Origin of the sequence: Citrobacter braakii (genome assembly GCF_002075345.1) — a bacterium.
In the GTDB taxonomy this organism is placed as follows: domain Bacteria; phylum Pseudomonadota; class Gammaproteobacteria; order Enterobacterales; family Enterobacteriaceae; genus Citrobacter; species Citrobacter braakii.
This window is the reverse complement of the sequence record NZ_NAEW01000019.1, coordinates 1-24,684: the sequence shown is the minus strand read 5'-3', so window position 1 is coordinate 24,684 and position 24,684 is coordinate 1. Positions and strand designations below refer to the sequence as shown.

The 24,684-nt window shown below is 42.3% G+C and carries 11 protein-coding genes and 1 pseudogene; 4 read left to right on the top strand and 8 right to left on the bottom strand.

Annotation, left to right across the window (positions count from 1 at the left end; translation table 11 throughout):
- The 6 genes from BZK42_RS23575 to BZK42_RS23550 all read right to left on the bottom strand — a co-directional run bounded on the left by BZK42_RS23575 (position 1) and on the right by BZK42_RS23550 (position 16,832).
- Positions 1-732 (bottom strand): VOC family protein, encoded by a 732-nt coding sequence (locus BZK42_RS23575; protein WP_080860443.1) that lies wholly within the window; start codon positions 730-732, stop codon positions 1-3.
- Positions 726-2,984 carry a bifunctional Gfo/Idh/MocA family oxidoreductase/class I SAM-dependent methyltransferase gene (locus BZK42_RS23570; protein ID WP_080860440.1) on the bottom strand — a complete coding sequence of 753 codons (2,259 nt, stop codon included), beginning with the start codon at positions 2,982-2,984 and terminating at the stop codon, positions 726-728. Before BZK42_RS23570 ends, BZK42_RS23575 begins: the two co-directional genes overlap by 7 nt.
- The gene (locus BZK42_RS23565) at positions 2,981-4,048 is read right to left on the bottom strand and encodes a saccharopine dehydrogenase NADP-binding domain-containing protein (RefSeq protein WP_080860438.1); all 1,068 of its coding nucleotides are present in this window, start codon (positions 4,046-4,048) and stop codon (positions 2,981-2,983) included. Before BZK42_RS23565 ends, BZK42_RS23570 begins: the two co-directional genes overlap by 4 nt.
- Positions 4,045-11,550: a non-ribosomal peptide synthetase gene (locus tag BZK42_RS23560; RefSeq protein WP_080860436.1), complete on the bottom strand. Its 7,506-nt coding sequence runs from the start codon at positions 11,548-11,550 to the stop codon at positions 4,045-4,047. Before BZK42_RS23560 ends, BZK42_RS23565 begins: the two co-directional genes overlap by 4 nt.
- Before the next feature lie 186 nt (positions 11,551-11,736).
- The gene (locus tag BZK42_RS23555; RefSeq protein ID WP_080860434.1) at positions 11,737-14,631 is read right to left on the bottom strand and encodes a salicylate synthase; all 2,895 of its coding nucleotides are present in this window, start codon (positions 14,629-14,631) and stop codon (positions 11,737-11,739) included.
- Positions 14,632-14,663: 32 nt separating this feature from the next.
- A complete protein-coding gene (locus BZK42_RS23550) occupies positions 14,664-16,832 on the bottom strand; it encodes a TonB-dependent siderophore receptor (protein ID WP_158083380.1) in 2,169 nt (722 codons plus the stop codon).
- Between the two features lie 130 nt (positions 16,833-16,962).
- Between BZK42_RS23550 and BZK42_RS23545 the strand changes: the two genes are divergently transcribed.
- From BZK42_RS23545 to BZK42_RS23530, 4 genes are read left to right on the top strand one after another with little or no spacing between them, the layout of a single operon-like run.
- Positions 16,963-18,498: an ABC transporter substrate-binding protein gene (locus BZK42_RS23545; protein WP_080860428.1), complete on the top strand. Its 1,536-nt coding sequence runs from the start codon at positions 16,963-16,965 to the stop codon at positions 18,496-18,498.
- Position 18,499: 1 nt separating this feature from the next.
- On the top strand, positions 18,500-19,474 hold the full coding sequence (locus tag BZK42_RS23540) for an ABC transporter permease (RefSeq protein ID WP_080860425.1): 975 nt from the start codon (positions 18,500-18,502) through the stop codon (positions 19,472-19,474).
- On the top strand, positions 19,467-21,863 hold the full coding sequence (locus tag BZK42_RS23535; protein ID WP_158083378.1) for an ABC transporter ATP-binding protein/permease: 2,397 nt from the start codon (positions 19,467-19,469) through the stop codon (positions 21,861-21,863). Before BZK42_RS23540 ends, BZK42_RS23535 begins: the two co-directional genes overlap by 8 nt.
- Positions 21,863-22,615, top strand: a complete 753-nt coding sequence (locus tag BZK42_RS23530) for a thioesterase II family protein (RefSeq protein WP_080860419.1) — start codon at positions 21,863-21,865, stop codon at positions 22,613-22,615. Before BZK42_RS23535 ends, BZK42_RS23530 begins: the two co-directional genes overlap by 1 nt.
- On the opposite strand, the gene BZK42_RS23525 is transcribed toward BZK42_RS23530, so the two are convergent.
- Together BZK42_RS23525 and BZK42_RS23520 are read right to left on the bottom strand one after the other, a co-directional pair.
- The gene (locus BZK42_RS23525; RefSeq protein ID WP_158083377.1) at positions 22,608-24,113 is read right to left on the bottom strand and encodes an MFS transporter; all 1,506 of its coding nucleotides are present in this window, start codon (positions 24,111-24,113) and stop codon (positions 22,608-22,610) included. The genes BZK42_RS23530 and BZK42_RS23525 overlap by 8 nt on opposite strands.
- 362 nt (positions 24,114-24,475) lie before the next feature.
- A pseudogene (locus tag BZK42_RS23520) lies at positions 24,476-24,684 on the bottom strand (hypothetical protein); the annotation flags it as partial.

The window sequence follows — 24,684 nt, the reverse complement described above, 5'->3', positions numbered from 1 at the left end:
TTAATTACCTCGAATATTGGGTTGGATATTTTCCTGTCTGCTAAAAATACTGCCTTTCAGCGCAGAACAGTCGGCACCATACAAGATTACTGATTGTACATGGGTATATTCAGCTGTTACGGTCATCAACCAATGATCGTCAGGTAAAAATTTATCGAAGAAAAACTGGTCGTTACTACAACACCCCATCAGTATTTGCTTAATCTCCAGAGCACCGTTCGGATGTACAACTTCAGTCGGGCGTTGCGAAGGGAAATAAGGCGAAACAATGAATGGCAACTGACCGGGTTCAGGCAACATAAAACTGTAACGAACCAGTTGTCCATCAGGTCGACGGCGTTTTCCTGCAATAGGACGGGATAACGTAATCCCTGAGTTACGAAGACTCAGATACAAATCTTGTAAAGAGATGATGTCTTCAGTCCCAATAGACGACTTACCCGCTTTTTCTTCCAGAGCAACATCACACCAACCTTCAGGGCAAGTCGCCCAATAGGCCATACGTTGCCCGGCGGGAGAACCATAGAACCAATTCAGTGGGTAACGTAAAAGTGCATAACGACGAGGTAACTCTAAAAATTCAATGAAAGGTCCACTCCTGAACCGAATAAAAGCATTAAATGCTTTTTTAGGCATGCTCCCCCATTGCACGTCAAAACCCCTTTCTCGATATTCCCTGACAATATCTTCAAGACAGTTGACTTTATAAACCACATGACTGCACTTCAGCATAATGGCTCCTTACTCGACACGAATAATCGTTGCCCAAGAGGACTCAAAGGATGATTTTCGTCAGGAAGAACATGGATATTAATGAATCCCGCTCTTACAAGCGCCCGCTTCCATTGCTCCAAAGACAAGAAATGTTTTTGTGTAATTTTCCTCTCATCATCAGCCTGAGGCATCATAAAGGCCTGGGACGAAAGAATTTCCAGATGTTCACGAGTTGCTTCACTAAATAGCATCAATCCATCATGAGACAATAGTGGTGACAAAGTGGACAAAGTTTTATCCGTATTGATAGAATTATTGAGCACCCCAGCAAGAATTATGATATCAAACGTCCCCGATTTTATTCCCTGCTCACAACAATCCCTCTCCATATCAAATACGCCGAACTTCATCCATGGTAAATAATTAAAACGTTTACGTGCTCTTCTTAAAAAGAAAGGTGATATATCTGTAAATTTATATTCAGAAACACATCTCTCTCCTATTTTCATAAGAGCATTTACCACTTTATTTGTTGTAGCTCCAGTACCTGCACCAACTTCCAGAATACGCAATGTTCCCAATTTTCTTATGGCAATCTGACTGATAAATTCAGCTATTAATGTATTGAGATAACGAGAAGTTATCATATCGTTATAAATAGCATCCGCGATATCCATTCTACCTTCAGGAAAGAGCAGCATCGCAGCATCCTGTTCACCACGCATTAACTGTAAAAGGCACTTTCCATTTTGCCTGAGGTAATCAATGAACGTTTCTGGTCCCAGTCCTTTCCAGGCCAGTCGCGCATCTTTCCAATAACGTTCAACTTCATCTGATTCCAGAAACAATGTGAGACGTAAATTTTGGCCATTGCTTTCCATCCTTTTATTATCAAGCAAAACATCAATCCATTTTTTTATTAGGGGTTGATGACGCTTGGCTACTCCCAGGCCATTTATCAAATTGTCAGGCGAGATCAATTTTCCGGGGCTATCAAATCCACCGGACGATTGTAATGTTATTTGCATTGTTCTCAGAATTGCTTCATCAAGACAATAAACAAAGTGTTTTGTTTGCAAGATAGTGATATCTGATATCAAAGCATCAGACCGTTTAACAGCGTTGTTTAGTAACACAGAAATCGTAAACTCAGGATCGTTTTTATCTTTAAATTCTTTTGTTGGAATTAGAGTATCATTTTTCCGGTCAAGAGATAAATTATCAACAGATATGTATTCATAATGTTGTTCACAAAGTTCAGGATATCCAAGTTCTGAGGTTGTCTCCTGCCATAATCTGCACAACATAAGCATCTGCTGAGAATAGTGATGACTGACTGAAGAAGCAGACAACAATGCAGCCATGTCAATAAGATCACGTCCGATAGCTTCAGGCCAGTTTATTTGCAGATTTTTTGCCTGAGAAACACCCGTAGCCCCATCAAGAATACTGAATAAAGGCTGTTGAAGATGGGTAACATTACTAAAACTGAAATCATTTTTGACCGACGCAGGAATAAACAATCTTGGGGTCCAGGTTACCAGACCATGCGGATCATGCAAATCCAGCGTTCCACCTTCAGTTCCCAAAGTGATACGATGAAACAATGGCAAGTGGTTATCTGGATCAACTGGGTCTACCTGATGATGCAAACGTAATAATAACGGGATCCCTCCTATCTCTCCTGCTAATATCCGCATCGGTATTTTTTTATTTACTTCGTAGTCCAAAAGCTTTATATTCCACGGACGAATATTCCCTGTTACCTGCATTAATATATGTAATAAAGGAAATAAAACCTGATTTGCCGCACTGGCATCAATAAATAATCCGGATTGTTTATCAAGTAATACTTTCGCGGCAGAAATGAATGAACGAGCGGATTCAAGCTGTGTATAAAGATCTGCCACCTGAAAAATAACGCCATTTTTTTGGGCGATACGCAGGCAATCAGCCATTTCGTTTTGATGTAATGGTGGTTCAAATAATACATTGATTCCTTTCTCTAAAATTGCTTTTGCGTATTTTATACCATCGCCACCCAGCACACCTGATCGCATAACGATGCAAGCCAAATCTATATCTGAAGGCAATACATCAGTATTCGTATAAAGTGGAATGCCATAACGACCAGCACACTCCTTTGATCTCTGACTGCCTTGCGCTAATAAACCAGCAATTTCAAAATTTGGAAGTGTAGACAACGCTGAAAGATAAAATTGCCCAAACGTTGAACCACAGACTAATGTACGTATTTTTTGGGAAATCACAGTACACCTCCGGATATTTGCATCAGATCATCAATAGTGCAATCAAGCACCTGTAGGTAATTACCGGTATGAGGATCATTCAGTCCATTAATGATAGAGTCTGGATTGCATATTTCAGCTGCCATTCCAATCTTATTCTCGATATCCCTACGAAGCACCGACATTGTTATAGCAGCCACCATATGTCCGGTCATTGCAGAAACCCCAGCGCCTTTCAACAGCATGGTATAACTATTAATCTTGTTATCGTGACTGATACCATCCATTTGCAAAAGATAAAGGATATAAGGAGTTAGCCCTGCCAGATCGAGGTCTGCGGCTTCACACAAAGACCGAACAGACTCCATACGCGATGAAGAAGACATTTGTAATAAAGCCCTGTTAACATACTTACCATCCCGGGCAATATAAAATTCCGCGTTTTCAAGACCGAGAGCGTTTTGAACTCCTGAAGTTTCTCCATCATGATAAGCAACAACCGTTACCGGACGTGGAAAAAAAGGGAGAACCATTTCTGATTTTTCTAGAAATTTTGAAAATGAAGAAGCATTTCCTCCCCGATAACAGATACCTTCCAGAAAATCTTCTGCTCCTGATAACGTAAATCTATCCAGAATCCCACAATAAAATTTGAGTGAAGCTGGACGAAAAAATCGTTGAGCTAACCAGCGAGGCAAGACCCCAGAAACACCCGGTAACGCACCCGCAGAAAATATCAGGTTATATTGCTCCGAAATACGGTCTGCTAACATAGAAATACACTGCTCTCCTCCTGCATCAATGTAGTGTATTTTTCCACGTAAAGCAGCTTTCAGTGCCGGGACTGAAGTATGAATTGATGGACCGGCACAATTAATTAGTATTTCACAACCATCAACAAAGCTGGAAAGGCTTTGAGCATCACTAATATCAACAATTTTATAATATACAGAAGGTTTTTTTAACTCACTAGTCTGTATATTTTTACTCCGTATGCCTACACGCATTTCACCTACATTCCATTTATGTAGCAGACGCACGACCTGCTGCCCTACAGCTCCATTTCCACCTAAAATACCAATCATATTTTTCCCTCATCATCATCTTGTTTACACTGTTCACTGAGTATGTTCTGTAGATGTTCAGCAACAAGGTTCAATGTTGGGTACATAAATAGCTGACTCATGGACATATCGACACCAAGAATCTGGCGAACCTGAGCCAAAAAACGCGTGGCCATCAGACTGTCACCTCCGATATCAAAGAAACCTTGTTTCTTGTCCAAAATTTCAGTATCGAGTAAGGTTTCCCAAATTTCAGCGACCCACAATTCCATCTCAGATTCTGGCGGGACAAAACTATTACCCGGCGAATAAGACGAAGTAATCCGTCTCAAAACCGAGCCATCTCGTTTGCCATTACTGGACAAAGGCATCACTGGTAAAATTACAATCTTCCCCGGAATCATAAATTCCGGTAATCCTATTCTTAATTTCTGAAATAAATTCAGGGAGTGTATTTCAGGTGAATCAGAAGCACGAACAGCTTCAATATCCATCAGGAAAGATCGTCCTACATAATGACTTGTACATTTATCAAACCAGGCAGCACCCAGTAACTTACACCAACGGGAGCCACTTAGTGTTGGGGATCCGGCCTGCCGCCTTTCTGTATCAAAATCGGTATAGCCCATTTCCAACACAGCTGAGGTAAACAGTGCAAGAGGTGATAAATGACTGAATTCGGTTGCCAGTAATAAGCCCCCGTGTTTAAGCAAAAGACTCGCAACAACAGCGCCTTCCTGTGGCTCAGGATATCGATGTAATGAGTTTACACATAATACGACATCAAACTGGTAGAGTAACGTATCCGGCACTGACCCTGGTGGAAGTTGCTTCGCGCTATGACCCGTTAGTCTCTGACTGGCAGAGTTGACTAAAGTAGAAGAAGCATCCAGAAGCGTATAATTGACATCTACCCCAGCCAGAAGTCCCAACAACCGTTCAGCAAAAACCCCACTACGACCACCTAACTCGGCAATATTCAGAGTACGCCCCAGCAATCTTGCTCGCTCACGCAATATTGATGCCCATATGCTCTGAAGTCTGATGATATCTGGATCATTATTCATCAGAATTTCAGGAGCTAAAATCGGATCATCAAGCAAAATCCGAGCGTCCAGTTCGCCACATAATATATTCCGATAATCACCTGTACGGCGTATTACGGCATTTGCGATATCAATGATACGTTTCTGTTCATCATTAACAGGCTCAGGAATACAGGCTGATATGCCTGATGAATGCAACTTCCCATCATTATCTTCAATCAGACGACCTCTACCTTTTAGCCAACTGATCCATAAATTATAAAGAGGCTTAGCCGCGTCACTAATTGATAAGTTTATTTGTTCTCTGAAACCCAACAAATCTGTTAAAATTGATTCGACTACTTCGGATTCAAAATTAGTATCCGGTAATATCCCGGCAGAACACATGTCGAATAACATTCCTGATGCAGGGCACAAAGCAGGCACAACCCCGGCAATTAATGTTTCCCTGCCTTTTTCATTTCCTTTGACTACTATAGCGCCCCCAACCGAGGGATCAGAACATAACGCAGCCTCTATTTCTCCAGGCTCAATACGGTGTCCCCGGATTTTTATCTGCTGATCCTGACGTCCAAGAAACTCCAGTGTGCCATCCGGCCAGTACCGACCTATATCACCGGTACGATACCAGCGTTTGCCCCTTTCATCTGACACAAACTTTTCTGCAGTTTTTTCCGGATCGCCACAATAACCCAGTGCCACTCCCCGCCCACCGATCCACAGTTCCCCTGCAACCCAGTCAGGACAGTCCCTGCCCTGACTGTCTACCACCCGGTAGGACTGATTCGTCAATGGATAACCATAAGGTATGGACTTCCAGTCCGGGCCTATTTCCTCCACCTCATACAGGTTCGACCACACTGCTGCTTCCGTCGCTCCTCCCAACGCAGCAAATCTGCATTCCGGCGCTATCCTTTTTAGCCATCCCGGCAGGTTCAGTCCAATCCAGTCACCGGATATCAGTGCAAGTCTCAGACCCGGTAGCATTTCCCTGCCTTCCGCTACATTCAGGAGCATTTCCAGAAGTACCGGTACTGAATTCCAGATTGTCACCCCATGCTGCTTGATCGATTTCAGCCATGCTGTGGCATCACGTCTGGTTGTTTCATCAATCAATACCAGAGAAGCCCCCGCACCGAGTATCCCAAAGATGTCATACACAGACAGGTCAAAATCCAGCGCTGACACTGCCAGCAACCTGTCCTGCGCTGTTACCCCGAAACGGCGGTTAATGTCTTCCAGAGTGTTAACCGCAGCCGCATGGCTGACCATTACTCCTTTAGGTTCTCCGGTCGAGCCGGATGTGAAAATAATATAGGCCTCTGACTCCGGATCCACTCTGATATTATCGTCAAGAGCTTCCATTTCACGCGCTTCTTCCGGTGTTAGTTTCGTGTCACCATCGCTTTCTGTGCCAATCTGCCATCGGATATTCGCGCTCTGGTAAATTCGCTGACGCCTTGCTGCTGGCTGGTCTATTCCCACCGGTACATACACACCACCGGCAAACAACACGCCAAGTACGGCAGCAATCTGCCCCGGACCTTTAGGTAACGATACCGCTACCCGCTCTCCCGGGATCATTCCCCGTCTGACAAGCAGCGCGGCGATTTGTCTGGACCATTCAGAAAGACAGGAATAACTCAGCGTGACATCGTCCCCGAGCAAAGCAGGATATTCGGCTTGCTGTAACGCACGTATAAAAAAGCCGTCATGTAAAAGAGAACATGAATATGGCGCTGACCGACACACTTCCCGACGTTGCTTCAATACGGATTCAGTCAGCAAATCAGGAAGTTCTGATTGCCACCCCCTGGCAATCAGAACCTCCAGTTGTTTGAAATAAGCAGAAAAAAGAATATCCAACATTCCGTCATGAAAAAGTTCCTCAACCGCATCCCATGACACTTCAATATTACCGTCAATTTCAGCCACCTGAAAATCAAGCCACACTTGTGGTGTTTGAGAAATTCCCCAGCAAGGTTCAGACAATAAGCAGGAATGTGAAGATTCAAAAGGTAATCCCAGAGCGCTGGTAAATACTACCGGCATCACAGAATGAACCTGTTGTTGCCGACGTGCTCGCTCGCGCAATACAGATATTGCTGAAACTTGTCGATGATCCAGTGCTGCCCACATTTCTCTTTGGATATTTCTTACAGCATTAATCCATGTCTGCCCTTGCTCGCTAAAATATGGGATCAACAGAAGAGAGGTAAAATCCCCAAGTATAGAACTAACATCAGGGTGGAGTTCTGTACGTTCAAATAAAGTCAAATTAATAGTGAGGGCAGATTCACTACTCCAGCGACTTAAAACGTGACAGAAAGCCGTCAAAAGAAGTGCTGACGGAGTAACACTATTTTCCTGACATCCTTTCAATAATATTTGCCATTGTTCTTTATCTATACGACTGGAACGACGTTTAAAGCGAACAGACTTGATCTTTTCAGGGGTAATGGCCAGTGGAAGCTGTGGTGAGGATGGCAATATTTCAGCTTTTTTCATCCAAAAATTTTGCGCCACAACAAGCGATTTTTTATCCGGAATAGCACAATGTAAATAGTCCCTGAAGGTTGCGTTAACTGGCGGTAATGTTACTGAAAGATCCTGATAGTAGGCATCAAGCTCCCGGTAAAATATCATTACACTAAGTGCATCCAGAATAAGATTATCAATCCCTATTGCTATCCGGTATCTTCCATTCTGATGAGCTACTGACACAGAAAACAGAGGCCATATTTCGGGATTAAACACCTGATGAGATGCAAGACGTAATTGTTGAAAAGCATTAATACCTTCATATATCGTAACCCGATACTCTGGTACCTCAGGAAGCACTCGTTGTTTTCCACTGCCAATATCAAAAACTGCACGTAACATATCATGACGACAAATCAGTTTACCAAGAGCCTGTTCCAGCCGCGGTATATCAATATCAACTACATTAAATTCTTTGTAAAAATGACAACCAATTCCTCCCAACGTCAGGGAAGACTGTCGACCGTACAAATATGCCTGCTGAACTTCAGTAAGTGAAAAGGGTTCAAAACGAGCTTCATTATCCTCCTGCCAGTATAGGGGGGGCTGTATTGCTGTCGCAGGCGGCAGATAAAGGCAAAAATCATGTAATACAGGACGCAAAAACAATTCCGATAAGGAAGCATGAACGAAGCCACAAGCATGTAAGCGAGAAATAACTCGTGTAGCCTGCAGAGAATCACCACCCAGCGAAAAAAAATCCTGGTATCGATCAATTGAATCAGTTCCCAGTATCTCTGACCAGATGGCAGCTACTGCAACCTCAGTTTCTCCCTTCGGAGGTTCAATAATTTCTGCTCTGTTATTTTTTGATTCCCGAAAGATTTCACTTAAGCGTTGTCGATCAACTTTACCATTAATGCTTAATGGTATGTCAGATAATACAAACAGATGATCCGGGATCATTTCTGGTGCTAACACTCCCCGTAACCACTGTTTTAAATCTTCCGCTGTAGTGGCATCACTCACAGTTACAGCTGCAACCAGACATTTATCATGCACTGTTGCAATAACCTGTCCAACTCCAGGACAGGATTTTATAGCAGCTTCTATTTCGCCTGTCTCAATACGGTGTCCCCGGATTTTTATCTGCTGATCCTGACGCCCAAGAAACTCCAGTGTGCCATCCGGCCAGTACCGACCTATATCACCGGTACGATACCAGCGTTTACCCTGTTCATCTGACACAAACTTTTCTGCAGTTTTTTCCGGATCACCACAATAACCCAGTGCCACCCCCCGTCCACCGATCCACAGTTCCCCTGCAACCCAGTCAGGACAGTCCCTGCCCTGACTGTCCACCACCCGGTAAGCCTGATTAGTCAATGGATAACCATAAGGTATGGACTTCCAGTCCGGACCTATTTCCTCCACCTCATACAGGTTCGACCACACTGCTGCTTCCGTCGCTCCTCCCAACGCAGCAAATCTGCATTCCGGCGCTATCTTTTTTAGCCATCCCGGCAGGTTCAGTCCAATCCAGTCACCGGATATCAGTGCAAGTCTCAGACCCGGTAGCATTTCCCTGCCTTCCGCTACATTCAGAAGCATTTCCAGAAGTACCGGTACTGAATTCCAGATTGTCACCCCATGCTGCTTGATCGATTTCAGCCATGCTGTTGCATCACGTCTGGTTGTTTCATCAATCAATACCAGAGAAGCCCCTGCACCGAGGATCCCAAAGATGTCATACACAGACAGGTCAAAGTCCAGCGCTGACACTGCCAGCAACCGGTCCTGCTCTGTTACCCCGAAACGGCGGTTAATGTCTTCCAGAGTGTTAACCGCAGCCGCATGGCTGACCATTACTCCTTTAGGTTCTCCGGTCGAGCCGGATGTGAAAATAATGTAAGCCTCTGACTCCGGTTCCACCCGGATATTATCGTCAAGAGCTTCCATTTCACGCGCTTCTTCCGGTGTTAGTTTCGTGTCACCATCGCTTTCTGTGCCAATCTGCCATCGAATATTCGCACTCTGGTAAATTCGCTGACGCCTTGCTGCTGGCTGGTCTATTCCCACCGGTACATACACACCACCGGCAAACAACACGCCAAGTACGGCAGCAATCTGCCCCGGACCTTTAGGTAAAGACACCGCTACCCGCTCTCCCGGGATCATTCCTCGTCTGACAAGCAGCGCTGCAATTTGTCTGGACCACTCAGACAGACAGGAATAACTCATTGTGATATCGTCCCCGAGCAAAGCCGGATATTCCGGTTGCTGTAGCGCCCGGATAAAAAAGTCATCATGTAATAAAGATAATTTCTCAGTGGTCATTGTGAGTAGTTGACAACGTTTATCCAGTATATTTTCAGAAACTATTGTTCCTACCGGATTAAGCCAACTTTCAGGCTGACTAATTAACTTTTCAACCAAATCAACATAAGCGGCAAACATCAAATCCAGCGTTTCAGGAAGAAACGCCTCTTCGCGTGCATCCCAATTAATTAATAACCCACTATTGAGTTCAGAAATCTGGATATCCAGTAAAACCTGAGGTCCCTGGGAAACAATCCAGACAGGCTCACCAAACAGCGCACGAACATCCTGATTGAAGAGTTCCCCTAACCCAAGAGCACTTGTAAACACGATAGGGGCATAAACGGGCTCCTCGTGATAACGTGAGAGATCACGTAACAGTTCAATCCCTGAATAATTCGCATAAACAACATCTTCATGAAAACGTTGCTGAAAACGTCTTGCTCTTTCACAAAAACTACCAGGACAACTTCCATTCCAGGCAAGCAGGACCGATGAAGTAAAATCACCAACTAAGTGTTCCACCTGATGATGCAATGGCTGTCTGTTAAAAAGCGGTAGATTTACAATAAAATCAGGTATATCACTGAAAGCCGTTACTATTTCTGCAAAGGCACTAGCGAGCGAAAAAGCCATTGTTATTTCATACCGACTTGCAGTCTGCTCCAGTATTTTTCGTTTTTTAGCATCAATCCATACATGGCGACGCACAACATTATTTGCCGGGACAGTCTCTGTAAGAGATATTGTAGGTAGCAATGGTGAACCCGGAAGCTCAGGTAAGCGATTACTCCAGTATTTTCGAGACAGCTCATAATGGGCACAAAAGTCGGATTTACGCTGCTCTTTCCTGTAGTCAACCAACCAGTCAAAGTATGTATAATCGAGAACTGGCAATGACTTTTCACAGTAGAATTTCTCAAGGTCAGACAGGAGGATCCGCAAACTCATGGCATCTGCAGCAATCATATCCATACCAATATGCAGTCGTACATTTCCCGAACATACGCCTTCTGGCAATAAAGTTATCTGTATATCAAATACTTCTCCTTTATTTACCACCATTTGGCGAACAGAGAGATATTCACGAGTAGCTTTGAGATGTCGCAACGCCTGTTCATGACTCGCCAGTCGTAAGTCATGAACAACGAGTTTTTTAGCCGATACTCTGTCTGGTATAAATTGTTGTCCTTCATCTGATATGGAAACCCGCAGCATTTCATGTCGTTCCATCAGTCTGTCTACAGCTTTTTCCAGACGGAGAGGGTCAATATCCCTTGCATTAAATTCATGGTAAAAATGAGATGAAACTCCACCAAGAAACTGTTCCTTTCGTCTTCCAATCCAGTACGCATGTTGCATTGGAGCTAAAGCCAGAGACTTATTATCACGTTTAATTTCATCCGAATTGATTTTTCTGTCATTCTGATTTTCACAGACAGAAGCATTGTTTAACAAATTTTGCCATGCAGACAAACTGGGTGATGATATTAACTCATGAAAACCAATAATTACCCCCTGCTGTCGCCATCGTCCGGATATACGCATCATAGTGATAGAGTCAATACCCAGGCCTATCAGATTGGCATCCTCGTCAATTTCGTTAACATCAAGGCCAGTGAATCTGGCAATAATACCTGGAAGTTCTGATGCCAATTTCTGATGAATATTTTCCATTTAACCAGTCTCCAGCTCAATTGGGATAAAAAGCCAAAAGAAAGATATCCGGTATTGTTTTAAAACTGCTGAACCATATGTCGAATAAATACCGCATTTGGTTACAAAAACTCCCGGAGTTTCAATCACAGTCCTGAAACCGGATCTGTTTTCAGATCCGGTCCATAGTAAATACACTACGAACATTTATTTCTGACAAACAATGTAGCTACCTACGCTTTGCAACTTTTCAAAGGTTTCTTCGAGCTCTCGTTCTGGCACTGACTGATCTATAATTCCAGCCCCGGCCTGCAGAGCAAAACCTTCTGGTAGATGAAATAACGAACGTAATATTAATGCTGCATCCATTTCACCTTCGCTGTTCAGCCACATAACGGTACCGCTATATGCTCCTCTCTCTTGTTCTTCATGCTTGTTAATTGCTTTCAATGCAGACGCTTTAGGAATACCAGAGGCTGTTACAGCAGGGAATAATGCAGCCAGAGCGTGCCAGGGGGTAAATTCAGGAGATAGTTTCCCTCGTAATCTCGAAGCGAGGTGTTGAACACTACCACGTAACGATACATTCATAAAATCGACAACGCGTACAGATTCAGCTTCACAAACTGATTCCAGCTCTTCAAATGCCAGTTTTACAGATACTGCATGCTCAGCGATCTCTTTAGTATCGTTAGTCAGAACCGAACGAAGTCGGGAGTTAATTTCTTCGTTTTTAGTTAATGCCCGTGTCCCCGCAAGAGGCTGAGTACTTACATCTCTTTGAGCACTAACTTCCACTATTGTTTCAGGGCTAAACCCTATAAATCGATGCTGATTCATCCGTACAGCAAAAGAACGTGCAGGTGTGTTATTGCGTCTGCCATGATAATAACTGGCCAGTAAATCAAGTTTTTCATTAACAATAATTCGCCTTGACAAAATAACTTTTTGATAATCACCCCGAGATATTTCAGACACTGCATTAGAAACTTGCTGACAATATTCCTCACCATCCTGATCACGTAACTGCCGCTTAATTCTTTCAATCCAGATTTCATCAACACCTTTTATTTCGACAGATTTGTTAGCTTGTTTTACACTCTTTTCAATATAGTCCAAATCATTCGAATTCAATGCCTCAAATGATGCAACACCATCACTCAAAGTGACAAGATATTTGGGAATAACTATTGTCAATAAAGGAGTATGAGAGTCTTGTGTCAATCTAACCTGGTGAAAAAGACCGGCAAGTTCAAAACAACCTACAGCAAACGCACTCCATGATTTTAAAGGTAACGCATCAATTGCCTTAGTAAGATTTGATAGCCAGTCACTGCCGACCCAGGAATTTATTAAACCAGACTCGTTTTTTAATTCAACCCGATCGACGTAAAGTGTTATTTCAGACAGACAATCAAGACCAATAAACCACGAATTTTTCCTCTCATAAGCTACAAATCCAGACCAGTTACTGTCCAAAAGATTATAACAAACATCTAGCGACTCCACGTCTACAGGAATCGAACTCCGCAACCATCCGATATTTCTGAAACCCATTTCAGACAATTTTCTTTTATCAATTTTACCCACAGCTGTTAATGGCCATTGATTTATCAGCATAATTTGATCAGGCAATTTATAGTCGCTGATATTTTTATTTTGAAGAAACAATCTTATTTCGGAAAGTGATAATGTTCTGGAACTTTCTATGCAAGCACAAATTCGCTCACCAAGGTTTTCATCAGCAACTGCAACAACAACACTATTTTTAATATCTGGATGCTCATTCAGGAGGGTTTCGATCTCCTGAACACTTATTTTTTCTCCGGCCCTATTAATTTGTTCCTTTATACGCCCCTCAACAATCAAATTACCTTCAGGTGTCATTTTTACAATATCTCCGGAACGGTAAAAGCCATCACTGGAAAATGAACTTTCATTTTGAGTAGTTACATTATAATAATTATTTATAGTGTACGGACCTTTGGTCAGTAACTCTCCACTTTCACCTAAACTAACTGGAATTCCATTTTTATCGATAATCTTTATCTGATCATGTGAAGAAAGAGGTCTTCCTTGAGTATTAAAAATCACATCATCAGGATCATCAAGTCGTGTGCAACAAATAAGACCTTCCGCCATTCCAAAAACCTGTTGCAACTGGCAATTAAACACTTTCTTAACTTTTGACGCCAATTGACTATCAAGTTTAGAACCACCGACCTGCATGACCTGTAAACTTGAAATATCGCTATTATCCCATTCTTTCCATTCAAGCCAGAAATTTACTAACGGAGGTACAAGAGCAGTTATAGTAACTTTTTCTTTTTCAATCAGCGGAAAAAGTTCATCACAACCAGCAGTTTGTGCCAGAATAACTTTTCCTCCGGACAAAAGCGTCCCTAATACACCCGGACAAGAAAGCGTAAAATTATGAGCAACCGCCAGTGATGTCAGGTAGGTGCTTTGGCTATTGAGATTACACGCCTTTGCAGCAAGAAAAGCATTATAGTAATAATCACTGTGAGTTCTCGGGATCAACTTCGGTGTACCAGTACTTCCCCCTGAAAGCAATAAAAGAGCTACAGATTCAACGGGCGGTGATGGGAACTCTCTTTCATCACTTTGGTAATCAAACATCATAAAATCCGGATCTTTCACATCATCAATCCGCCATTGCTGCATATGCGGATATTTATCGTTCAACACATTCCCCATCGAGACGTAATCGTTAGCGAGGAAATGGCCTGGATGCAACCAGGCCACTGGACTTGCGAGTTGACAGATTGCATCAATATCAGCAGATTTTTGACCCGGCATTGCAAGAATTGGGCAAGCGCCTATTCGGAATAGTGCAAATAAAGAAGCAATCATACCGATACTATTTGGCATTTGAACCAACACAGTATCCCGCGCTCGAACTCCCCGGTCATAAAATCCCGACGCTAATCGGCTAGACAGTTTATCTAATTGCAAATATGTTAAGCGGTTTACACCACTGACAAGTGATATTTGGTCAGTATACTGCTTCGCCCATAAGGTCAGTTGATCTCCTAAGGGTTTTGCTGGCCAGTGTTCCAAATCTGAATATTGATTTTTCATTCTGTCCTTCCCATTAAATGGTTAACTATTCATTAAAAATCCCACATGACTTTACCGATAATCTGTTGACCCGCGCCCCAGAAACAACCGTATTCTTCGGAATAACATCCGGCGACATATCTTCTATCCAGTAAATTCTGTGCAGTTAATTGAACTTTTCCACCTTTCAATGAAGGTGTCAGTTTCCCAAGGTCATAACGTACTGAAGCATCCATCACCCCATATCCTCCGGTATCAAATTCTTCTTTCGCAGTTCCCCCCTTAGTACCGCCACTAAAACGCCCACCTAATGCAATACCTAACCCATTAACTACGCTATTATCAGGAGCTTCCCAGTCGACCCAGAGGCCACCATAACTACGAGGGATCATTATTGGTGTCTTACCCTTCCAACCGTCGTTATCTTTAATATATTTAACATCCTGGAGAGTGTAACTACCGATAAGGCTAAACTGATCAGTTAACGCAGCATGCGATTCAAGCTCAAGACCACGGGAGCGAATTTTCCCATTCTGAACCTTAAAATTAGGATTCAACGGATCCGTTGTCAGACTGTTTGTCTGAGTGAGATTAAATATTGCAGCAGAAAGAAGGGTTGAACTTCCAGTTGGCTGGTATTTAAGCCCGGCTTCATAGAGTTCCCCATAACTTGGTTTAAACGGTTTTTGATTCTTTGATAACCCGTTTACTGGTTGGAATGACTGAGACCATGTAAAATAAGGAGATAAGCCATTATCAAAAATGTAGTTTAAGCCAACTCTCCCTGTTGTAACACTGTCATTTTGTGTATAACTTTTATTGCTGATTTTATTCTCATTAACAATACGACTCCAGTCATGGCGAATTCCCAATGTTGTGCGCCACTTATTCCACTCAAGTTCATCCTGAAAATAAATGCCATTCTGGGTAGAATTAACCCGATTAATAACCCACGGATAAAGTGGACCATAATTCCCATGTCCATAATTTGGATTGTATATATCCAAATTTGAAACTGAGCCACCAAGATACTCAGAGTTTCCCCTCATGTTATCAACATTAAATCCTAATAAAATGTTATGATTTATATCACCAGTACCAAAACTTCCGTGTAATTGATTATCAAAATTCAGAGTGTTAAAATGTTCATCAGAGTTCTGATTCTGACGCACAATAGTGCGCATATCATCTAAAACCCCAGCCATCTGTACCGCTTTTATACTACTGGTTTCACCAAAATACTTCCCTTTCAAAACTACAGACCAGTCATCATTAAACATATGCTGATAGTTATATCCTACTGCGCTTTGTTTCCGAGAAAAAGTATTACTATCAGGCTCTCCCGGCCAAGCACTAAGAGGTAATTTACCATTAGGATTATGGAATACTGTACCTGCTACGGGTATTGAAGTTATCGCCCCCAGATAGGGATCATATTGAAATCGTGAATAAAGAGTCAGACTGTCATTTAAGCTCGGTATAAAAGTAACTGAAGGCGCTATAGCGTACCCTTTGTCCTTTGAATACTTCCACATTCCATCAGCGAGATGACCTGTCGCAACCATTCTATAAAGAACGTTACCGCTGTCAGTCAACCGTCCGCCTAAATCAAGGCTGGCACGCCCATAATTATATGTCCCCCCTTCAACTTCAACGTGGCGTATCGTTTCTGCAGTCGGTAACTTACTTGTCAGGGAAACAATCCCTCCGGGGTTAGAAAGACCATATAAAACAGATACCGGTCCCCTTAGCACATCTATCTGCTCAAGTAAGAAAGGATCAACTTGCTGCACTCCAAACATCAAGCCATTGGTATTACGAAGTCCATCAAGGAATACATCACCAGTTCCGTTTTCGGTAGCACTAAAACCACGAATTGTATATTGATCATACGCAGTCACGCCGCCCCACTGCTCAGCCCCTACACCAGGAGTATAACGTAAGGCTTCATTCAGGCTGCGTATGTTCTGGTCATCCATCTGCGAACGTGTAATGACTGAAACCGACTGCGAGAGTTCAGCTAATGATTTCGATGTTTTTGTCGCTGAATCAGTCTGATGTGCAAAAAGCTCACCGGCATGACTATTCTCCTGACCTATAACCACCATTGTGTCTGCAGGTGTTGCTGCCTTAAGCGCTGCTAATGGACACAAAGCTGAAATAAACAGGCCAGTTTTCATCAGTTCTGTGCTGGAAAATCTCTTAACTTTCATGACTTTCATGTTTGCCACCCATCCTAAGTGATAATGTTTATAAAAATGATAGTGATTCTCATTTCCAAAAGTGATATACCATATGTAGTGATGAAAAGTTAAGCATTTTTTGTATGAGTGGAAATCAAGGCAGGTAAGAATGAAATCCGGTTTGACACGTCGCACAGTTTTACAGGCTATGGGGATTGGAACAGGCTTAGTACTTGGGAATAAGTTACTTTTTGCCGGAGAAAAAAAACCAAGAAATGTATCCCGGGGGGGGATCCTGCGTGCTGCGTTTCCTGGCTCTGCTAACAATTCTGTCAATGTACTCCTGTCGACTAACAGTACAATTAATAACGTTCGTGCCCGACTGTTATGGGATCCATTGGCTGAAATAGATGGTGGAAACATATCCTGGCGATTAATGACATCCGCTGAATCAAACCATGACGCCACCCTATGGACTATTAAACTGAGGCAGGGGGTAACATTCAGTAACGGTCAAAAGCTGACGGCAAAAGACGTTTTATACAGTTTACATATATATACCACGCAACCTGGTAGCCAAAATGGATGGTTAAAGCCGCTGGATATATCCAGTTCTCATATTAAGGATGACTATACACTTTCATTGCAACTCAAAAGGCCTGTAGGAACTTTTGACTGGCTTTTGGCCCAGGCAATGTTTATTTTTCCTGAGGGAACAACAGATTTTACTAATGCTCCGGGAAGTGGGGCTTTTACTCTTGGTGCCTTCAATCAGGATAAGAGTGTACTTATTGCACAGCATAATTATTGGGATGATAATGCTGGCCCCTATCTGGATGAAATTCATCTGTATTCTGTTGAAGATTCAACAGCCAGACTCAATGGTTTAAAAGCGGGGCAGTTTGACTATTCCGGAGGTTTAACACTGTTGAGTGCGCGAACTGAACAAAAAAACCCTTTAATTAAAATCTGGCAGTCTGATAACTCACAGATGAATAGCCTTGCGTTCAGTATGAATCTCAGTAAACCTCCTTTTAATAATCCGGATGTTGTTAATGCATTAAAATATGGAATTGACCGTGAAGCAATGGTACGTTCAGTCACGCTGGGCATGGGAGAAGTAGCTAATGACTCACTTGGGGCTGGTCAAACCTGGTTCGATTCCAGTCTTCCTGTTCGTGAATACGATCCTGAACATTCAAAAGCTTTATTAAAAAAAGCCGGTTTAACATCAGTTACAGCGATGATCCGAACTACTGATTATCAGTATGGCACTCTTGAGAGTGCAATCCTGTTGTTGAAACAGGCAAGAAATGCTGGTTTTAATCTGACACTGAACAGGTTACCAGCAGCTGATTATTACAGTGATTTTACTACCTTGCTAAACACACCATTGCAAACTAACAGTTATCACTCAATGCCCCTCCCCGTTTCACTACCTTTTTATTACGGAAAAGACGCCCCATGGTCTTTCACCGGGCCTTCTTCACAAGAACTGACGAAGTTAGTTAACGCGATGCAAAGTTCAAAAATGGAAGGTTTACGCGAGAAAATGGCCGATCTCCAGCACTGGCTGTGGCTCTATGGAGGTGACGCAATTTTTGCCAGATTACCATCTGTGGCTGGTTCATCTCCCAAGGTAGAGAACGTCAAGGCAGCAGGTTTTTTTGATAGTCCACTGTTACGTGACGCCTGGTTGGCTTAATATGGGAGGTTACCAACTTTTTCGGGCATTACTAAATCGATGTTTACTGGCTGTTGCCACACTATGGTTGGCTTCCGTCATCATATTTATCTCGCTATCCTTTCTTCCTGGTGATGCAGCCACAACCCGACTCGGTGGTACAGGTACGATGACACAGGTCGCTCAACTACGAACAGAGCTGGGGTTGGATCGCCCATTACCATTGCGTTATATAAACTGGATAACAGGTATTCTTCATGGTAACTGGGGATATAGTAACATCAATGGGCAGCCCGTTAATAACCTTCTGCATGAACGAGGCAGTTACTCTCTTCTGCTTGGTTTAGTAGCCAGTTTCCTGCTATTCCCTGTGTCCATAATACTTGGTACATATTGCGGACTATATCCAGGGGGGAGATGCGACAGGATTGTAATATTTCTTACTCTTATATTTGTCGGAGTACCAGAATTTATTACAGGTACCTTTCTGGTCATTATTTTCTCACTCAGTCTACAGTGGTTACCTCCTCTGTCAATTATATCACCTCAGCATTCCATCTGGACACAATTGAAAATGATGATTTTTCCTGTACTCACAATTATAGTTCCCTGTATAGGACATAATTTAAGGATGATCCGTTCAGGTACAATATCTGCTTCATCATCGCCAGCTACCTTAAACGCAAGATTAAATGGAGTATCAGAATATACTGTAATTATAAGATGGATACTTCCTTTATCATTAATCAACGCACTACCCATAATGGCACGTTATTTTACCTGGTTACTTGGAGGAGCGTTCATTGCTGAGACCTTATTTTCATGGCCTGGCCTTGCCATACCGCTGCTGAATGCAACATTGATGAGAGACACTCCTGTTGTTATGGGAATCTCTTTCATAATATGTAGTTTAACTATACTCATAAACTTACTGGCTGACGTAATTATTATATTACTGAATCCCTCCGTTAAACGTGAAAATGTTACCAATGAATAAGTTACGCCATTTTGCATTTATTCTTTTTTTGTTAATATTAGCACTCTCATTAATCGGTCCCTGGTTAGCACCATACCCGATAGATGAGATACTTGACATTCCATTTTCTCCACCACAACCAACTATGCTTCTGGGTAGCGACTATCTGGGCGCTGATGTACTTAGCAGAATGCTGAGTGGTGGTCAGACTATCATACTCCTGACTCTTTTAGCGGTTGGTTTAGCATGGATTTTAGGTGGAACACTTGGCGTTCTTGCAGCCTTACGTGGCGGAATCACAGAAACTATTTTCCTCCGCATTGCAGATCTTTTACTTAGTATTCCCGCAATGTTATTACTAACGCTGATAGTAACGATTACTGGTACTGGCTATAAAGGGGTGGTAATTACAGCTATCCTGATAATGTTTCCCGACATTTTCCGTATGACAAGAGCCGCTACACTTCAACAGTTACAATATGATTATATCGATCTGGCACGATGCAGGGGAGAATCGTGGTTCACATTATTATGGTATGAAATCGCACCAAACTTATTATCACCAATGATAACCGATATTGGTATTCGCCTGCCCGGGACTATTTTTATTTTTGCAACTGCCAGTTTTCTTGGTCTTAGTACGAATCAACCTGTGGCTGACTGGGGATTAATGATAATGGAAAACAGCCCGGGGTTAACACTACAACCTCTGGCAACACTTGCTCCAGTTTCAATGCTAATATTATTGATTATTCCTCTAAATTTCTGGCTGGACAGTTTATTTTTACTTCGTCAACCCATAAATATGAACTACAAAGCATCAGATACAGAAATTTCCCCACCTGTACAAAGTGCTATACTGGATATCCAAAATTTTACATTAGCACACAGAGATTATTTATTACTTTCAAATATAAATTTAAAAGTATCCAAGGGAGAAATAGTTGCTTTGGTAGGTTCTTCCGGAAGCGGGAAAACAACATTATTACATAGTGCTCTTGCTCACTGGCCACCGAATACAAAACTGGAACAAGGCAATGTATGGATGCAAGGGAAATCATTACTACAAATGGATACTTCAGAGTTACGTAAACATCGCGCACGCCATATCGGTTATATGCCCCAAGACCCAAAAGTAACGCTGGTTTCATCACAACGTATTGGTTCTTTCCTTAATCTTATTGCAAACAGTCGCGGTTTAAGTAACCGCTCCCGGCGTCTTCAAATATATAATAACTTTCGTCAGCTTGGACTTCCTCTGGAAAAGAAATTCTTATCACGTTACCCGCACCAACTCTCCGGAGGACAACGTCAACGTATTTTACTTACAGCAGCATTGCTCGGGTATCCTGAGTTACTATTCCTGGACGAACCTTCCAGTGCTCTTGATCCATTGAATACCCGTGATATGCTTTTATGGGTTGCACAAACTGCTCGTGAACATAATATGACCGTATTAATGGTTGCTCATGATCTTCCCCAGGTAAGCCAAATCGCCAGTCGTATCCTGCTTATGTCCAAGGGGAAATTGCTGGAACAACAACAAACTAAAAGATTCTTGACGCATCCAGAAAGCCCTGAAGGTCAAAGACTTATTGATTCTTATACACCTGTTTTAATATCTGATTGTATCAAACAAAAATCTGAAACAATTCTTCATGTACATCAGTTAAGTGCATCATATAGAGGCTATACAGCCTTTCATCCACTACAATTTGATCTTACCAGGGGAGGTTGTTTAACCATTGTGGGTCCTTCAGGAAGTGGTAAGACAACTCTATTACGTACCTTACTCGGGCTACATCAAAATTGTCAGGGCTCAATGTATTTTTTGCAATCCCGTCTGGCCCCTGAACTTGCTCACCGTACAACCGAACAACGGCGAGCAATACAGTATGTTCCGCAAAATCCCTGGAGTTCATTAAATCCATTTTACACAGTAGCAGCTTTACTGGAACGTCCACTCTGTGTTCATAACCCAAAATTAACACATAATAAAAGACAAAAAGCCATCGCCAATATAATGGAACACGTAGGTTTATCACATCATCTACTTAATCGGCATACTTCAGAACTTTCCGGAGGACAGTGCCAACGAGTCGCTCTGGCTCGTGCACTGATAATAAACCCCACGATTCTAATCTGTGATGAAGTCACCAGCGCACTGGACGGACCCGGTAAGCGAGAAATTACTGAACTTTTGGATAAACTGAGACACACTCTTGATATAGCAATAATTTTGGTGACACATGATATATCACTTCCATTCCAACTGGGTGGAAACCTTATCGTTCTTGAACACGGACATGTAATAGAGTATGGACCAACAACAAAGTTGATAACCGCTCCTCATCATAAATTTACACGTCAACTAATTGATGCTTCAATTATAACTGGGGGTAACAAGTAATGAAAAAATCATGGATCCGTTGTATTCCTGGAGGAAAGCCAAATGCTTTAGCATTATTTTGTCTTGCTCATGCAGGAGGTAACTCCTCTCTTTTTAGGGGGTGGCGTGACATTCTTCCTGATGATATAGACCTGTATCTGATTACTTTACCAGGCAGACATGAATTACTTCAGCAACCTATGCCGGATTCCATAAACCAGCTTTCCAGCCAATTGGTAGATCAACTATTATCTTATATCAACAATCCTTGGGCAATTTTTGGCCACAGTATGGGAGCAGTTATCGCACATGAAGTAATTATTGAAGTCATGAGTAGAAATAAGAATCCTCCCATTATGCTGGGAGTTTCATCTCGTGAGGCACCTCAATTCCATCATTCAGGAATATTACATCAACAATCCGATCAGTTATTATGTACAGAACTGATACGTCTTGGGGGGACGGCATCAGAATTACTGGAAATTGATGAAATGCGAAATATTATTCTGTCTACTATGCGAACTGATTACTCGTTGATAGAAAGATGGAAACTTAGTTCACATCAAAAAATACCCTGTCATATTTGCGCCTTTATTGGTTGTGATGATCCAGATGTTAATGAAGAACAAGCGAAAGGTTGGGAAGTATGGAGCGAAACTGGATTTACTCTTGATGTATTTTGTGGGGGACATTTTTATTTCAACCAATGCCCCCAACTTTTGATCCAAAAATTGATTTCATATCTGAGAGGAATTATGAAAAAAACTATTTGACAGACCGAAGCAACCACAGGCTGCCTGCAGCTGCCAGTACACTAGCTGCACCAGCAATAATAAATAATAAATTCAGGGCTTCACTCCATGCCTGACGAGCTTGCGCAAGTAGTACTGAATGTCCGTTAAGCATACTAATCTCTCCCCGGGCAAGAGATTGTATAAGGAGTTCTGGATCTACAATTCCCTGCAATCTTAGTACTTCAGGGGGGAATTCATAAGATAAATATTGAGTCAACAAAAGACCAAAAATCGCAACACCTGTAGAAGTTCCTAAAGGGAAAAAAGTATTTGCTGTACCAGATGCCATCCCTGCCTGTCTTACAGGAACGACACTTACGGCCAAATCCATAAGATGAGGCATTATCATCCCCGTACCAATTCCCATCAATATCATCAAGGGTAAAATAGATACCCAGTCACTATCAGGTTTTATATTACTACAAACAAAAAGCCCAGATGCTACAACAAGCATACCTCCTGCAAGTAATACCCGAGACTGTATATGTTTTCCTGAAACTCCACTAAATATAGCTGCGATAACCATAATTATTGACTGAATGAAGAAAATAGCACCTATCTGCAATGGTGAGTACCCTAACAATCCACTTAACCAAAAAATGATGAACGGCATAAGTCCAAAACTAAAAATACGACCAGAAAAACTTAATATTATTGCCCCGATAAAAGCTGGTATACGAAATAGCTTAAGATTTAATAATGCACCATCTCCTCTATTCCATTCATTAAGAATAAAAAGAACGGATGCTATACAACCAACAATAAAAGTAACATAGACAGTCGTATCCTTGAATCCAACAGAAGGGAAAGTAATGACCGAATAATTAAGACAAAAAAGCGCAACCGTTATCAAAATTGCTCCCAGTAAATCCAGTGGATACAGGGAAGCATCAGGCGAATATTCGGTCACTTTTTTTAAAGTAAAAATAATGATAAGAACACCGATCGGTACATTAATAGCAAATAACCACGACCAACTGGCAAACTGGATTAACACCCCTCCAATTAATGGACCTACAGCAGCAGAAAAGGCACTTCCAGCAGCAAACACTCCCATAGAAAAGGTCCGTACCCCTGGTGCTTCGCCTTCACAGGCCCCTGCGATTAGTGCCGGTGCAGTCCCAAAAACCATGGCCCCTCCAATTCCCTGGATTATTCTGGCAATTATAAGAATATCTGCATGTACAGAAAGGGTGCAGGCAAGTGATGACACTGTAAAAACCACCATTCCAACGAGAAAAATTCGTCTTCTGCCTAACCGATCAGATAATGAACCGGATAGCAACAAAAAAGCAGCAAAGCTAAGCGTATAACCATTTATAACCCATTGCAGATGAGCCAAATCAGTTTGAAGTCCCTGTCCTATACTTGGTAACGCTACATTCACCACTGTAATATCAAGAGTCATTACAGCAGCACTCAAAGCCGCAACAAATGTAGTCCAGTTACGATTTGTTTTCTGATCACTATGTACCATCAGGTCACCATTATTATCTTTGCATACCATAAATAAAAATGATAAATATAATGATAATAATTATAATTACCATATAACTGCAATATTGTTATACATAATCTTCTGTTGTCAGGCAAGCATCACTGGTATGAGTTATGGAAAATAATCAGAGCTCCAGTTCACGTCTGAAACCGGGTTGGTGAAATGCTGCCGTGGCGGATCACACTGCCTGCCGAATAACCCATCCTCGTCACGTCAATACGGTTCGCGCTGTACGCTTACGAAAAATGTGATTACCGTCACTACCAGACCAGTATTAAATACAGCCCTACATAAAAAAACCTGACGGAACGCCCGCCAGGTTTTTGTTTTTTTCAGTAACGTTATGCGGCAAGACGCGGTAACTGCGCGACGGGCCGGTCGACTGCAGCAGGTTCTTCAAACTGCTCACGCACCCACTCAACAGCCTGCCCCACAACATCACCGTAATCCTTCGCCGTCAGGTGGTCGATATCCTCCACCTCTGTGTCTACCCGGAACGAGGCCATCTGCACGCCATTCCTGTAGTACACATTCGCCACAAACTGCACCG